The 14,909-nt window shown below is 72.9% G+C and carries 10 protein-coding genes; 4 read left to right on the forward strand and 6 right to left on the reverse strand.

Going from position 1 to position 14,909, the window contains the following annotated elements:
* The 4 genes from ND747_RS24855 to ND747_RS24870 all read right to left on the reverse strand — a co-directional run.
* Window positions 1-2,362, reverse strand: a 2,362-nt coding sequence (locus tag ND747_RS24855; RefSeq protein WP_374216319.1) for a glycosyltransferase family 2 protein, incomplete at its 3' end; no start/stop codon positions are given.
* Between the two features lie 192 nt (window positions 2,363-2,554).
* The gene (locus ND747_RS30260; RefSeq protein ID WP_285901080.1) at window positions 2,555-3,340 is read right to left on the reverse strand and encodes a WhiB family transcriptional regulator; all 786 of its coding nucleotides are present in this window, start codon (window positions 3,338-3,340) and stop codon (window positions 2,555-2,557) included.
* A gap of 445 nt (window positions 3,341-3,785) precedes the next feature.
* Window positions 3,786-6,500, reverse strand: a complete 2,715-nt coding sequence (locus tag ND747_RS24865) for a bifunctional FO biosynthesis protein CofGH (protein ID WP_251736614.1) — start codon at window positions 6,498-6,500, stop codon at window positions 3,786-3,788.
* A gap of 247 nt (window positions 6,501-6,747) precedes the next feature.
* Window positions 6,748-7,032: a hypothetical protein gene (locus tag ND747_RS24870; RefSeq protein WP_251736615.1), complete on the reverse strand. Its 285-nt coding sequence runs from the start codon at window positions 7,030-7,032 to the stop codon at window positions 6,748-6,750.
* 368 nt (window positions 7,033-7,400) lie between these two features.
* Between ND747_RS24870 and ND747_RS24875 the strand changes: the two genes are divergently transcribed.
* The 4 genes from ND747_RS24875 (at window position 7,401) to ND747_RS24890 (ending at window position 12,266) form a co-directional block, all read left to right on the forward strand.
* Window positions 7,401-8,009, forward strand: a complete 609-nt coding sequence (locus tag ND747_RS24875) for a TetR/AcrR family transcriptional regulator (protein ID WP_251736616.1) — start codon at window positions 7,401-7,403, stop codon at window positions 8,007-8,009.
* Window positions 8,010-8,129: 120 nt separating this feature from the next.
* A complete protein-coding gene (cofD, locus tag ND747_RS24880; RefSeq protein ID WP_251736617.1) occupies window positions 8,130-9,101 on the forward strand; it encodes a 2-phospho-L-lactate transferase in 972 nt (323 codons plus the stop codon).
* Window positions 9,102-9,300: 199 nt separating this feature from the next.
* On the forward strand, window positions 9,301-10,602 hold the full coding sequence (locus ND747_RS24885) for a coenzyme F420-0:L-glutamate ligase (RefSeq protein ID WP_285901083.1): 1,302 nt from the start codon (window positions 9,301-9,303) through the stop codon (window positions 10,600-10,602).
* An 851-nt stretch (window positions 10,603-11,453) separates the two neighbouring features.
* Entirely contained in the window at window positions 11,454-12,266 is an 813-nt protein-coding gene (locus ND747_RS24890; RefSeq protein ID WP_251736618.1) for a DUF3105 domain-containing protein, read from the forward strand.
* A gap of 151 nt (window positions 12,267-12,417) precedes the next feature.
* On the opposite strand, the gene dnaN is transcribed toward ND747_RS24890, so the two are convergent.
* Entirely contained in the window at window positions 12,418-13,647 is a 1,230-nt protein-coding gene (gene dnaN / locus ND747_RS24895; RefSeq protein WP_251736619.1) for a DNA polymerase III subunit beta, read from the reverse strand.
* Window positions 13,648-13,771: 124 nt separating this feature from the next.
* On the reverse strand, window positions 13,772-14,833 hold the full coding sequence (locus tag ND747_RS24900; protein WP_251736620.1) for an NDP-sugar synthase: 1,062 nt from the start codon (window positions 14,831-14,833) through the stop codon (window positions 13,772-13,774).
* Window positions 14,834-14,909 lie beyond the last annotated feature (76 nt).

The following is a 14,909-nucleotide window of genomic DNA, read 5'->3' on the forward strand; positions in this document are numbered from 1 at the left end:
GGCCGGACCCGCGCTGGCCGGTGCGGCCCGGCCGGTGCGGATCCAGGGCCAACGCGGCCGCGGCGAGCAGCGCCCCGGCGAGCACAAGACCGTACTGGGGGGCGGCCCACCAGGCCTGTGCCCCGGCGACCCGCCGGTCGGCGTCCGCGGCCAGCCGCGGCGTGATCAGCACCGCGCCCAGGCCCAGCAGGGCCAGCGACCAGCCGATTCCCGCCGCCCGGCGGGCCATGGGGGCCGCGTGCCACCGTCCCAGCAAGGCGCAGAGCAGGCAGCCGGCCAGCAGGCTGACCAGTACCGACCTCGGCCGCGTACCGGCCCCGGCCAGCAGGCCCAGCGCGGGACGCGGCACGGCGGCCAGCGCCGTCACCGGAGCGGACCACATTCCCGCCGGCAGCAGGGAAAGCAGCGGGACGACCGAGACGGCGAGGGCCACGGCGATGTCGGGCAGCCGGGACCGCCGGGCGAGCAGGACGGCCAGGACCAGACCGACCCAGACGACACCGGCCAGGGACGGGGCGCAGGCGACCAGACCGGACAGGCTCACCGTGAGCGCGAGTGCCGCCCGTGGACGCGCCCATGGCTGGTGCGGCCGTGCGGATCCGCGCAGGACGCCGTCGGCATGGGCAAGGACCAGCGGGAGCAGGATCAGCGCTCCGACGGTGTCCGCCCGGCCGGCGAGCACCGCCCCGGTCATCGCCGGGTTCAGCGCGTACGCGGCGGCCAGCGCACACCGCACCCAGAGCCGGCAGGCCCCCGGCCGGCGCCCGGGACAGCCGTCCAGGCGGCCCAGTGCCCGGTGGGCGGACCAGCCGGCCAGGGCCGGTCCCAGGGCGAGCACCAGCCAGCTCGCGGTCGCCACCCGTCCGCCCAGCAGGCTGGCCACGGCGGCGATCAGCGCGGCGGCTGGCGGTATCGGCTGGCCACCACTCAGCGGTCCGTCCGGTCCGGGAAGCCGGCCGGACCAGACCGCCGACCACAGCTCACCCACGTCCGAGGGCATCGGCAACCCGGCCCCGAGGGCGTCGATCGGCATCGTGTGCATCGCGACGAGTCCGACGGCGCCGAGCAGCGCGACAAGCACCGCGACGGACCTGCCCACGGCGCCCGACTCGATGACGGGTGCCACCACGGGTGCCAAGGGAATCGCGGGCGTCACCGGGGTGACGGAAGCTGGCGGGACCGCAGGAGCCACCGGGGCTACCGGGGCGATGAGGGTCTGTTCGGGCGATGCGGGGGGTGCGACGGACGTGGGGGTGCCGGCGGCCGGGTGGTCGCCGGGGGTGCGCGGGGCGGGAATCGGGGCCGCGGCAACAGTCGGCGGGGCGGGGGCGGCGGCCGTGGCGGGTGGAGTCCGCGCGGACGCGGCACCCCGGGGGAACAGCGAACGGATGGCCCGCTGGGGCACCGTTCGGGTTCGCGCCGCCCGCCGCCGCAGGTGCAGCACGGCCCCTGGCCGTCCCAGGACCAGCACCGGCAGGGCGAGTTCACCTCCGGCACGCCGTGGTCGGCCGCGCGCCAGCAGCCAGGCCGCCCGGACCAGAGCGCCGACCGCCAGCGCCAGCACAGCCGGCGCAAGCAACGGCGCACTGGTGTGGGCCAGCCCGATCTGCAGGGCCGCGACCCGCTCGGCCAGCCCGGTCCGTAGCCCCGGCTGCGGCCTGGTCGATCGGCTGCCCCGACCCGACACGAGGAGCTCGCCCGGCACGGCGAGGACGGCGGTGGGGACGACGACCGTGCGCAGCCCGGCCCGGGCCGCGCGCCAGCCCAGGTCGAGGTCGTGGGCGGCGCCGAGGTGCGGGTCGAGGCCGTCCAGGCGCCGCCATGCCCAGGACCGGGCCAACAGCCCGTGGCAGGAGACGGCGAGGACGTCCCGCACGCCGTCGTGCTGGCCGTCGTCGGGTGCTCCGGCGGGCAGACCGGTATGTCGCCGCCCGGCACGGTCGACGCTCACGCCCACCTCCAGCAGCGTCGGCCGCGCGGCGTCGGTGCGCAGCTTCGGGCCGAGCAGGGCGGCTCCGGGGTCGATCCGGGCGTAGGCCAGCAGGGTACGCAGGGTGTCCGGGGTGGGCGCGGCACGCTCGTCGAGCAGCCACACGTACCCGCCCGGCGGCGGACCGCCCACCAGGTCGAGGGCGGCGGCGACCACTGTCCCCAACGGGGTACCGGCCGGCCGGGAGAGCACCGGATGCATCCTGGACGGCGGTTCGGACGGGGGCTCGGCGATGGCCGCGCGCGCATCATCACCGAAGCGGATCTCGACCACGTGCAGCTCGATCGTCTGGTCGAGCGCGAGGGCGTCGACCAGCTGCGTCATGCGGGCGGAGCGCGCCTGCGCCGCCAGCCTGGCCGGTGCGGACGTCATTGCCGTTCCGCCACGGTTGGCGACGATCACCGCCACCACGACCGGCACGGCACCCGGCAGCGAGCCGGTCGATGGCACACCTGCCGGCCGAACACCGACCGGCCGAACACCGACCGGCCGAACACCGGCCGATGGCAGGCCCGCCGACGGCGGGCCGTTCACCCCCCGCCGGATGCCTCCCACGGCCCGGCGTCAGACTGCTCGGCGCCGCTGCTTGCGTCGTTCCCGTTCGGACATACCGCCCCAGATACCAAAGCGCTCGTCGTTCTCCAGTGCGTATTCCAGGCACTCGGCCCGGACCTCACAGCCGGAACAGATGCGCTTGGCCTCCCGGGTGGACCCGCCCTTCTCCGGGAAGAAGGCCTCCGGGTCGGTCTGCGCGCACAGGGCACGCTCCTGCCACTCCATCACCTCGCCGAGCAGGTCGCCGAGGCCCAGATCAATCACCGAGGCAAGATCGCCCGACTGGTCGTCCAGGGGTGCGTCGTCGATCAGATCGTCGATGTCCCCTTCGTTCTCCTGGATATCCCCGCCCTCGGGCGCATCCGCGCCCTCCCGGAGACGAACAGCATCCTGGACGTCGGCGCCGCCCCGGATATCGGTCTCCCGGAGGCCGGCGGCGTCCCGAATGCCGACGGCGTCCCGAAGGGCGACACCGCCCGGGACCGCCGGGCCCGCGCGAAAATCAGTGGCCTCGTGACCGGTGCCGACGGAGCGCAGGTGACCGGTTTCGCGAGCAGTGCCGGCCTCGTGGGTGGCGGCGGCCTCGTGGGTGGTGATGGGGCTCCCGCCAGGTTGGATGGGCAGACCGGGACGGGCGGACCCGACCCCGGCGGCGGCCACCGACCGCGGTTGCGGTGTGGCCTGGGTGTGCCGTTCGGCGAGCACCCGCTCGGAGTGATCACCGAACGGGTCATGCTCAGCGGGACGCTCGACGTCCGCGAGGACGGTGTGGACGCCCGCGTCGGTGTGCTCCATGGGGACTCCTCCAGACCCGTCGCGGTGCGGTCGGCCACCCCCTGGGCGCCGGCGCGCAGGTGCTGGTTCCGCACCGGCCGGGCGTCGCTCTACCGCACGAATCCCGCCAGTAAGGGGAATGACACGCCGGTAATTACACGCTCCCAACCCGGTCGCGTCAACCCCACCGATGCAACATCTTCTACAACCAGCGATGAGAACATAGCTCACAGTCACTACACACCATCGCCATGGGTCCAGACAACCGCCCGATCAGTAACGGAGCGCAATCAGCATGGCGACGATGCTCGCATTATTGCGCCCAACCAGACCCGACATAAAGGCCTAAACGGGCAAGTCTGCGACCGGGCGTATTACCCTTTTCGATGTATGCCAGACGGTCCAGTCATCTACTCGAATCCATTTGACTACCCAGAGTAATTTTCTGTGGCCGACATGGCGGGTGTCAGGACACCACCGGCAGCATGGTCCGGACAGGGCCGCCTCGGGCAGCGTGAAAGCGCTCGTCCGGGACCCGCCCATAGGTGGTGGTCCGTTGCCGAGCGGGACGACCCGCTGATGCCGCCAGTTCCTCAAGCTCGGCCACCGAGCGGCGCGAGCCGTGCTGGGAGCCCGCCATCCGGCTGATGGTCTCCTCCATCAACGTGCCGCCGAGATCGTTGACACCCCCGGCGAGAACCTGCCGGCAGCCGTCGAGGCCGAGCTTCACCCACGAGCACTGGATGTTGTCGATCGACCGGTGCAGCAGGATGCGGGCCATCGCGTGCACCGCCCGGTTCTCCTGGACGGTGGGACCCGGGCGGGCAACGCCGGCGAGGTAGATCGGCGAGGAGTGGTGGACGAACGGCAGTGCCACGAACTCCGTGAAGCCGCCGGTCTCGTCCTGGATGGAACGCAGCAGCCGAAGGTGGGCGACCCAGTGTGCCGGGGTGTCGACATGGCCGTACATCATCGTGGCCGTCGAGCGCAGGCCCACCCGGTGTGCAGTGGTGATCACCTCGACCCAGCTGGCCGTGGGCAGCTTGCCCTTGGTCAGCACCCACCGGACCTCGTCGTCGAGGATCTCCGCCGCGGTCCCCGGCACCGAGTCGAGACCCGCCTCGCGCGCCGCGGTCAGCCATTCGGCCACCGACATTCCCGTCCGGGTCACCCCGTTGAGGACCTCCATCGGCGAGAAGGCGTGCAGGTGCAGACCCGGCGCGGCCTTCTTGATCTCGCGGGCGAGATCGAAGTAGGCGGTGCCGGGCAGATCCGGATGGATCCCGCCCTGCACGCACACCTCGGTGGCGCCGATCCCCCAGGCCTCGGCCGCCCGGGCGGCCACCTCCGACAACGACAGGGTGTAGGCGTCGGCGTCCCCGCGGCGCTGCGCGAACGCGCAGAACCGGCAGCCGGTGTAGCAGACATTGGTAAAGTTGATGTTGCGATTGATGATGTAGGTGACGTCGTCGCCCACCGCGTCGCGGCGCAGCCCGTCCGCGAGCAGGCACAGCTCCTCCAGGGCCGCCCCGCGCGCCCCGAACAGCGTCAGCGCCTCGTCGTCGCGCAGCCCGGTGGGATCGGTGCCGGCGTGGCGCAGCGCGGCGCGCATCTCCGGGTCGATCCGCTCCGTGCCGGTCCCGGCAGCACCGGCGGCCCTCGCCCGTCGGCCGGTGCCCACCACCCCGTCAACACCCGTACCAGCGGCGCTGACCTGGGCCCGCAGCGACTCCCAGTCGCCGTAGACGTGGTCGAAGTCGGCCCGGGTGGCACTGTGGCGCCCCACGGTGTCCACCGCGGTGTGCAGATCGACGCGGCCGGTGTCCTCCAGGCCGCCGTCGGGCTCCTGCCAGGGCCGTCCGACGGGGCGGGCGGGCTCGGCCAGCAGACCGTCGGGGCCGGCGAGGGCGGCCACGTGCCCGGCCAGGCGCGGGTCGATCCACGGCTCGCCCAGGTGCGACGGGTAGGCCGTGAGCCGGGGCCGCAGGGTGAACCCGGCGTCCGCGGTCACCGTGCGCAGCACGTCCAGATCGGGCCAGGGCCGCTCGGGGTTGACGTGGTCCGGGGTGACCGGGGAGACGCCGCCCCAGTCGTCGATACCGGCCGACAGCAGCAGCGCGCACTCAGCGGGGTCAACCAGGTTCGGCGGTGCCTGCACCCGCAGGCCGGGCCCGAGCACCAGCCGGGTCACCGCGACCGCCGCAGCGAGCTCCACGGCGCCCACGTCGGGCACGGCGCGCATCGCCGTGTCGTCCTTGGCCCGGAAGTTCTGGACGATCACCTCCTGGACCGCACCGTAGCGCCGGGCCTGGTCACGCAACTCGAAGATCGTCTCGGCCCGCTCGGCGCGGGTCTCCCCGATCCCCAGCAGCAGGCCGGTGGTGAAGGGGATCGACAACCGCCCGGCGTCGGTGAGCGTGCGCAGGCGCACCGCCGGATCCTTGTCCGGCGAGCCGAAGTGCGGGCCGCCCGGCTGCGACCACAGCCGGGTCGCGGTCGTCTCCAGCATCATGCCCATGGACGGCGCGACCGGCTTGAGCCGGGCCAGCTCCGTCCAGCTCAGGACACCCGGGTTCAGGTGCGGCAGCAGCCCGGTCTCCTCCAGCACCGCGATGGCGGCGGCCCGCAGGTAGCCGAGGGTCGAGTCATAGCCGTGGGCGTCGAGCCACTCACGGGCCGCGGGCCAGCGGTCCTCCGGGCGGTCGCCCAGGGTGAACAGCGCCTCCGCGCAGCCCGCCGCGGCCCCGGCCCGGGCGACCTCGAGCACCTCGTCCAGGGTCAGGTACGGCGCGGCCAGCCGATGCGGGACGGTGGCGAACGTGCAGTAGTGGCAGCGGTCCCGGCACAGCCGGGTCAGCGGGATGAACACCTTCGGCGAGTAGGTCACGACCCCCGGCCGACCGAGCGAGGTGAGCCCCGCGTCCCGGACCCGGGCCGCCGAGGCGCACAGGTCGACGAGATCGTCGCCGCGGGCGGCCAACAGCACCGCTGCCTCGACCTGGTCGAGGGTGGCGCCGTCGCGGGCCCGGCGCAGCGCCCGGCGCAGCGCCGACGCGGACGGCGCGACCTCCCGGTCCGGTGCCACGGCGGCGGGCTCGGGCGGAGCGGACCTGCCCTGCGCGCGATGCTGCGCCGCCCGCGGGTCGCTCTCGCCGTCGGATGTCGCCGCCGTGGTCGTCATTGGCTTCCTCGGTTTCTGCTGCCGGCGACGGTGACCAGGACGCCCGCCGGCGGTCGGCAGACGCCCCGGTACGCCGGCACCGGCGTCTCGAAGGTGCACGGATCTCGAAGGTGCACGGATCTCGCAGGTACTCGGGTACTGATGGCGCAGGCGCTGATCTCGCCGGTACGCGGGTGGGACAGGTACGTCGTCGGCGGGGTGGGTGGCTGTCCGGAAACGTCGGGTGGGGTCGGTGTCGGGTTGCGGGTCAGGCCGGCGGGGCTGCCCGGTTCGCCCGCCAGCCCGTCGCCGGGTGACGGAGCCGGTCGAGCGTGCCGATCAGCATGTTCGTCCGCGAGCGGGCGGCAAGCGTGGCCGTGGCCTCACGGGCGCGACGCAGTCGAGCATCGTCCTCCCGCACCGGGGATGACGCCGGGCCGCGCCGCTGCGCCCGGTGGGCGGCGACGACCTGGGGGGCCCGCGCGCCGGCGAGCGCACGGTTGAGTGAGGCGGACATGGCTTCGAGGCTCTTGGTGGTCCTGATCTCGGACATGACGGTCCTTCCAGCGACGTGGAGAGCTCAGGTTCATCTCACTGCGCTCTCTAAGCCGAATCAAGAGATGCCGGGTGACAGACACCACATCCCGTCGGCGAACCCGCCGACGGGACGGCGCACTCAGGGCACCCATCCCCCCGGACGCGACGTTCACCCGGATCGCCCGACTGCCACCAAGGCCAATGACCTGCACAGATCCACAAATTCGGCAATCAGACCGGACAATTACGCCCGATAAGGTGATTTACCTCACGTGCATATCTGGCACGTGTGCAGAATTCGGCGGCTGGGTATCGCAGCACGGTCACGTGTGGCCGAGATCCGAATCTCTCGGCTGTGCGGGCAGAAGTCGCTACGCTGACCGGGTGCCACGAAATCGCCAGGACGTCCCCCGCGAGGAGCGGATCGACGCGTTGCTCGCAGTGGCCGAAGAGCAGTTCATGGCCCGGGGCTTCGCCGGTACCTCCATCGCGGAGATCGCCCGCTCGGCGGGCATCGAACCCGGCAGCGTGTACTGGTACTTCCGGTCGAAGGACCATGCGTTCGCAGCGGTACTGAACCGGCTGCTCGACGTCGAGGTGGAGCGGATCGCCGCGCTGCCCGGCGACCCGGCCGAGCGTCTGTTCCACGCGCTCGACTCGGTGGAGCGTCGGCGCACGCTGCACCCCTGCGTCGCCGAGCGCGCCCCGCACGCCGAGCCGATCATGGAGTACCACGAGCGGCTGCACTCGTGGCTGCACGAGCTGGCCCTCGCCGCCGTGCATGACTTCGTGCCCGCGGCCGACCGGGCGCTCGCCGCCGACGCGGTCGTCGCGACCATCGAGGGGGGCCTGGCCAACCCGGCGCCGAGCCGGCCCACCAGCCACCTCGTGCACTTCCTGCTCACCTCGTTCTGCCGGGACACCCCGCTGCCAGCCAGGACGGAGTTCAGCGGCTGGGTGGCGCCACTGTTCGCCCGGCCGAACCTCGGCTGACCAGAAACCGGCCCCGACCGGCCCGGCCTGGCCTGGTGGCACACCGGTCAGCCGCACCGGGGCGCCGTAGACCGATCCGCCCTGCACACCAGCGACCCCGGGGTGCCAGGATCACCCGTTGTGAAGGTGACAGCCCTGGCCGGCGGGATCGGTGGTTCCCGCTTTCTGCGCGGCGTCCAGGCCGCGCTGCCCGACGCCAACATCACGGTGATCGGCAACACCGGTGACGACATCACCCTGCATGGTCTGCGCATCTGCCCGGACCTCGACACGGTGATGTACACCCTGGGTGGCGGCATCTCCGCCGAACGCGGGTGGGGCCGGGAGGACGAGTCGTTCGTCGTCGCCGAGGAGCTCGCCGCCTACGGGGTCGGCCCGGCCTGGTTCGGCCTCGGTGACCGCGACCTGGCCACCCATCTCGTCCGCACCCAGATGCTCGATGCCGGCCATCCGCTGTCCGACGTCGTCGCCGCCCTGTGCGTACGCTGGCAGCCCGGCGTACGCCTGCTGCCGATGAGCGACCAGCGGGTGGAGACCCACGTCGTCATCGAGGACGACCAGGGCCAGCGTGCCGTGCACTTCCAGGAGTGGTGGCTGCGGCTGCGGGCCGGGGTCCCGGCCCGGTCGATCGTCGCCCTCGGCGCCGAGCGGGCGACCCCCGCCCCCGGTGTGCTCGACGCCCTCGCCGACGCCGACGTGGTGCTGCTGCCACCGTCCAACCCGGTCGTGTCGATCGGCACGATCCTGGCCGTCCCCGGTATCCGCGACGCCGTGGCAGCGACCTCGGCCCCGGTGGTCGGGGTCTCGCCGATCATCGGTGGTGCCGCCGTGCGCGGCATGGCGGACGCCTGCCTGACCGCGATCGGCGTCGAGACCTCCGCCCAGGCCGTGGGCCGACACTACGGCGGACGAGGCCGGGTCCCCGCCGCGGGTACGGCGACGGCGGGGCTGCTGGACGGGTGGCTGGTGGACACCGTCGACGCCGACACCGTCGTGCCCGGAGCCGCCGTGGCCGCCCGCCCACTGTTGATGACGGACCTGGCGGAGACCACCGCCATCGTCCGTGCGGCCCTGGAGCTCGCCGGTGTCTGACGCCACCACGCCCACTGCATCCGGCACCACGGCCACACCCGGTACCCCAGCCATACCCGGCACCACGGCCACACCCGGCCTCCCCGCCGCACCCGGCACCCCCACGACGCCCAGTCCCCCTCTCGCCCCCGGCGCCCCGGTGGGAGCCTCGGCAGGAACCCCGACCCGGACCAGACGCGGCGAGCCACCGAGCACGTCCCTGGAGATCGTCGGGCTGGCCGGCTTCGGGGAGATCCGTCCCGGCGACGATCTGGCCGAGGCGGTGGCGGCGGCGGTCACGGCGGGGGGCCGTCCGCTGGTCGACGGGGACGTCCTCGTCGTCACCTCCAAGATCGTCTCGAAGGCGGAGGGCCGGCTGGTGCCCGCCGGCGCCGACCGGGAGGCTGCCCGGCAGGCCGCGATCGACGCCGAGTCGGTGCGTGAGGTCGCCCGCCGCGGGCCGACCCGGATCGTCGAGACCCGTCATGGCCTGGTCCTCGCGAGCGCCGGCGTGGACGCCTCGAACATCTCCGGCGACTGGCTCGCCCTGCTGCCGCTCGACCCGGACGCCAGCGCCGCCCGGCTGCGGACCGGCATCGCCACCCGGCTCGGTGTGGACGTCGCGGTCGTCATCACGGACACCGCCGGACGCCCCTGGCGGCGCGGCCTGACCGATCTCGCCATCGGCGTCGCGGGCATGGCCGCCCTGCGCAGCCACATCGGCGAGGTGGACGACTACGGCAACGAGCTGGGCATGACCGAGGTCGCCGAGGCCGACGAACTCGCCGCCGCGGCCGACCTGGTCAAGGGCAAGCTCGGTGCCACCCCGGTGGCGGTCGTACGCGGCTACGGCCGGCTGCCCGACGACGGCACCGGCGCCCGGGTCCTCGTGCGCCCCAGCAACGAGGACATGTTCCGCCTCGGCACCCTGGAGGCCCGTCGGGCCGCACTGACCGAGCGGCGCACCGTACGGGAGTTCAGCGCCGACCCGGTCGACCCCGCCGCCCTCGAGCGGGCAGTCGCAGTTGCTCTCACCGCCCCCGCCCCGCACCACACGACCCCCTGGCGCTTCGTCCTGGTCACCGAACGCCGCGATGTCCTACTCGAGGCGATGGCCGACGCCTGGGCGCAGGACCTGCGCCGGGACGGCTTCGACGCGGCGCAGATCGACCGACGCCTACGCCGCGGGGACGTGCTGCACCGTGCCCCCCGACTGATCGTCCCGATCATGGTGCTGGACGGCGCGCACCCCTACCCCGACGAGCGCCGGACCCGCGCCGAGGAACGGATGTTCACCGTGGCGGTGGGCGCCGGCGTGCAGAACCTCCTCGTGGCACTGGCCACCGAGGGGCTCGGCTCCTGCTGGGTGTCCTCCACGCTGTTCTGCGCCGAGGTCGTCACCCGTGTCCTGGACCTGCCACCGACCTGGATCCCGGTGGGCACCGTCGGCGTCGGTCATCCCGCCGCTCCCGCGCCCCCCCGCCCACCCCGCTCCCCCGCCGAGTTCCTCCTCCACCGCTGACTTCCGTCCTCACCCAGCACGCACCACCTATTACACCCAACCCGCACCGCCCGCACCACACCCACCACCCAACCCGCGCCACCCGCCCCACCCGCCCCACCCGCCCCACCCGCGCCACCCGCGCCACCCGCGCCACGCGAACCACACCCACCGCCCGAACCACGACACGTGAACCGGGCGCACCAACCCACCGCGCACACCGCCCCACCGCGGTCGCCCACGTTTCGGGCGGTGATCGCATCCTGCCGAGGCTTGGTGAAGAAATCGGTGTCTCGATCCTTCACCAAGCCTCGGCAAGACTGGATCATGACCTTGCGGCTGCCCGATTTATATAGAAATGAGAAATCGCGGGGCCATAGCGGCGGGGCATCCGGTACACCACCCTCGGCACCTCCGGATTGCGGCCGAGATCGTGACATGCCGAGGGGCAGTCGCTCTTGACGTGGAGGGTTGTTCAAGGATTTCGAGACCTGACACGCCGAACAACCCTCCACATGCGACCACGGCCGGCGTGTCGGCGGCTGGCGGCTGGCGGCTGGCGGCTGGCGGCTGGCGGCTGGCGGCTGGCGGCTGGCGGCTGGCGGCTGGCGGCTGTGTATCGCACGGTCCACGCCGATGCCGGCACCATGATCTCCGGACGTCGAGGGGCCCGATCCTGTACCAGGCCTCGACACGATTGGATCATGAAGGTCGCCCGACTGGATCCACCGCGCGACCGATGGCGTTGACGCCGAATGTCCCGATCCGGGAATCACCGTGTGCAGCCGGACGGAACGTTCCGTGTGCAGATCCGCGAGTCGGGTGCATCCTGGCGGTGATAAGTGGTTCGACACTTCGTAGGATCAGCTCCCGTGGGGAAGAAGAGCACCGAACGCAATGCCCGACTCGAGCAGCTGCGCCGCGAGCAGACGCGCAAAGCCCGCCAGCGCGCGCTGCTGATCTACGGCACCTCAGGTGTCGTCCTGATCGCGCTGCTGGTCGGCATCGTGATCTACTCGATCGCCGACTCGAACGCGAAGAGCAAGACCCACAAGGTGGGTTACGTCGCGGCCGCGTCGTCAGCGGCGACCGCGGCCGGCTGCACCGGCACGGTGAACGACTCCTCGCAGGGCTCGACGCACGTCTCCACGACGGTGAACTACAAGGCGTCGCCGCCGTCCTCGGGTAGCCACAACCCTGATCCGCTACCGGACGGCATCTCGTTCTACAACCCGGCCTCCGCCATCCCGACCGAGCGCGCGGTACACAACCTCGAGCACGGTTTCATCGTCGGCTGGTACGACCAGAGCCTGCCCGCTGCCCAGGTGGAGAAGCTGCGGTCGCTGGCGGCGAACGCCGGCCCGCGGTTCATCGGCGTGCCGTGGACGCGTGGCGCGTTCCCGGACGGCAAGCACTTCGTCCTGACTGCCTGGGACCGCACCCAGCGGTGCACCACGGTATCCGCGGACGTCATCAGCCAGTTTGTGGACAAGCACGCCAACCCGAGCCTGGACGGCGCGACCTGGGACTCGCCCACCGCTCCGGAGTCGGGTGCGGCCGGCGGCACCCTGAACGTCTCCGCGGACGGACCGCTGACCGCGGCCGCCGGCTCGGCCGGAGCCACCAGCGCCCCGGCGCCGAGCGCGGGAACGGCGACAGCCGCGCCAAGCACCCCCGCCCCCTGACCCCCGACCCGGGTCCCCGATCCCGATTTCGATCCCCGACCCGGGTTCCCGACCCGGGTTCCCGACCCGGGTTCCCGACCCCGACCCGGGTCCCCGAGACCCCGCTGCCCGAGGCCCCGATCCCTGCAGCTGCCCACTCGCGGCCGTCCGCTCAGGACGTCGACGCCGGGGGGGCTGGCTGGGCGGTCGGGGCCGCGGGGGGCTGCGGGTCGGTGCGGATGGGCATGAGCAGGTACCGGTAGGCGCCGTCGCTGCCCGGACGGCCCTCGGGCCCGCCGGGAACCTTGCCGGTGAGCACGGCGGGACGGGCGTAGGCCTGCGCGGGGTCGGCGTCGACGAAGCTGATCGTCGCCTCGTCGTCCTCGATGGCGCCGAGCCCGTCCAGCAGGTAGGTCGGATTGAACAGGACCGACAGTTCGGGGCCGGTGTACTCGACCGGGATCGTCTCCCGGCCCTGGGCGCCGGTGCCGTCACCGGCCTCGGCGACGATCTGGCCGTCGGAGACGGTGAACCGCAGCGGGGCGGTGCGGGTGGCGACGACCGCGACCCGACGCACCGCGGCGGCCAGCGTCGCCGTCGCCGCGGTGACCGTGTAGGCAGCGGTGTCGGGCAGCAGCTTGCGGTAGTTCGGGAAGGCGCCCTCGATCAGCCGGACGATCGTCTGCCGGCCGGCGGCGGCCAGCCCAAGCCGGGCGCCGGCCGGGTCGGACAGGTCGAGGCCGACGACGATCCGGGACGCCGGTGTGGGAGTTCGGGCGACCTCGGCGAGCACCTTCGCCGAGACATGGGCCAGCGCCCAGGGGTCCTCGACAGTCGGCTGCCAGGTGATGCCGCGCACGGCGAGACGGTAACGGTCGGTGGCGGCCAGCGTCAGGCCGCGCCCGGAGATCTCCAGCCGGATGGCGGTGAGCACTGGAACGGTCTCGTCCCGGGCCGCGGCCGGGGCGACCTGGCCGACCGCGGCGGCGAACCCGAGCGTGTCGATCTCACCGATCGGCGTGGGGAACCGCGGCAGCTCGGGGTAGTCGGCGACGTCCATCAACGGGACGGTGAACCGCACGCTGCCACAGCGCAACAGCAGCCGGTCACCGTCCACCGCGACGTCGATGGTGGCGGCAGGCAGGCTGCGCACGATGTCAGCGAGCAGCCGACCGGGCACGAGGACGCGACCGGGCTCCGCCACCGTGGCCTCGACCGGCGCCCGCACGGCCACCTCGGTGTCGAAGGCGCAGACCCGTAGGCCGGGGGTGGCCGAGTCCGCGTCCGCCGCCAGCAGCAGCCCGGCCAGGGCGTTCGGCGCCAGGCCGGGACGGCTGGGCAGGTGCCGGGCGGCCCAGCCGGTCGCGTCGGCGAACACGTCGCGTTCCACGCTGAACCTCATGGGCCGATTGTCCTCGTCACAACACGGAAATCGCCGCATTCACCGGCCGGTGTCCGTGTTCTGCTCATCAGCAGGCACCCTGGACAACATCTGGACCACACCCGCGAGGCCGCGGATCACCCGGTCAGGTGCGGTCCGAGCTGAACCGGACGGCTCCGGCGGCGAGCCGCGCATGCGGGAACACCCGGGCGCCGGCGCGCAGCTCGTTGCCCGCCTCGATGACGGCGCCGTCGCCCACAACCACGCCGTCGAGCACCACGCCGGCCCCGACGACAGCCGCCTGGCCGATGACGCTGTCGCGCACCGAGGCCCCCGCCTCGATGACGGCGCTGTCGAACAGCACCGCGCCGTCGACCGAGGCCCCCGCCCCCACCCGGGCACCGGCGCCGACCGTGGCGCCCCCACCGATCTTGGCGTCGGGCGCGACGACGGCGCCGTCGAGGACGAGGCAGTCGCCGACCGGTCCGGGCAGCGCCGAGGAGACCATCCGGCCGGTCACCAGGTCCCGGCTGCCCTGCACGAAGGCCGCCGGGGTGCCCAGATCCAGCCAGTAGGTGCTGTCCGGGTAGCCGAAGACCGCAGTGCCGGCGGCCAGCAGGCCGGGGAACGTCTCCCGCTCGACGGAGACGGGCCGACCCACCGGGATGGTGTCGATCACCGATCGGCGGAACACGTAGCAACCGGCATTGATCAGGTTGGTGGGCGGATCCGGCGTCTTCTCCAGGAAGGCGGTCACCCGTCCGGCGGTGTCGGTCGGCACGACTCCGAAGGCGCGCGGGTCCACGACCTTGGTCAGGTGCAGGGTGACCGCCGCGTCGGTCTCGGTGTGCCGGCGGACCAGCGCCGCGATGTCCAGCCCGGACAGGATGTCGCCATTGAAGATCACAACGGGTTCGTCCGGGTCTGCGTCCAGCCGCCCGGCGACGTTGCGGATGGCGCCGCCGGTCCCCATCGGCTCGGTCTCGGTGACGTATTCAAGCTGTAGGCCGTGGGCCGAACCGTCCCCGAAGTACTCCTCGAACACCTCGGCGCGGTAGGAGGTGGCCAGCACAACCCGGTCGATCCCGGCGTCGCGCGCGCGGGCCAGCATGTGCGCGGTGACCGGCACCCCCGCCACCGGCAACATCGGCTTGGGAGCCGACATCGTGAGTGGGCGTAGACGGGTCCCCTGACCGCCGACAAGCATCACTGCGTCCATGCAGCGCAGTGTCGCAGAACACGGGGGTTGCCCTGGAAGGGAGCCGGAAAGGTGCACCCACCCG

Origin of the sequence: Frankia sp. R82 (assembly GCF_023716925.1) — a bacterium.
GTDB lineage: Bacteria > Actinomycetota > Actinomycetes > Frankiales > Frankiaceae > Frankia.

Coding starts and splice junctions, on each gene's coding strand:
- ND747_RS30260 (WP_285901080.1), bottom strand. CDS start 3,340: ATGGAGCACACCGACGCGGGCGTCCACACCGTCCTCGCGGACGTCGAG.
- ND747_RS24865 (WP_251736614.1), bottom strand. CDS start 6,500: ATGACGACCACGGCGGCGACATCCGACGGCGAGAGCGACCCGCGGGCG.
- ND747_RS24870 (WP_251736615.1), bottom strand. CDS start 7,032: ATGTCCGAGATCAGGACCACCAAGAGCCTCGAAGCCATGTCCGCCTCA.
- dnaN (WP_251736619.1), bottom strand. CDS start 13,647: ATGAGGTTCAGCGTGGAACGCGACGTGTTCGCCGACGCGACCGGCTGG.
- ND747_RS24900 (WP_251736620.1), bottom strand. CDS start 14,833: ATGCTTGTCGGCGGTCAGGGGACCCGTCTACGCCCACTCACGATGTCG.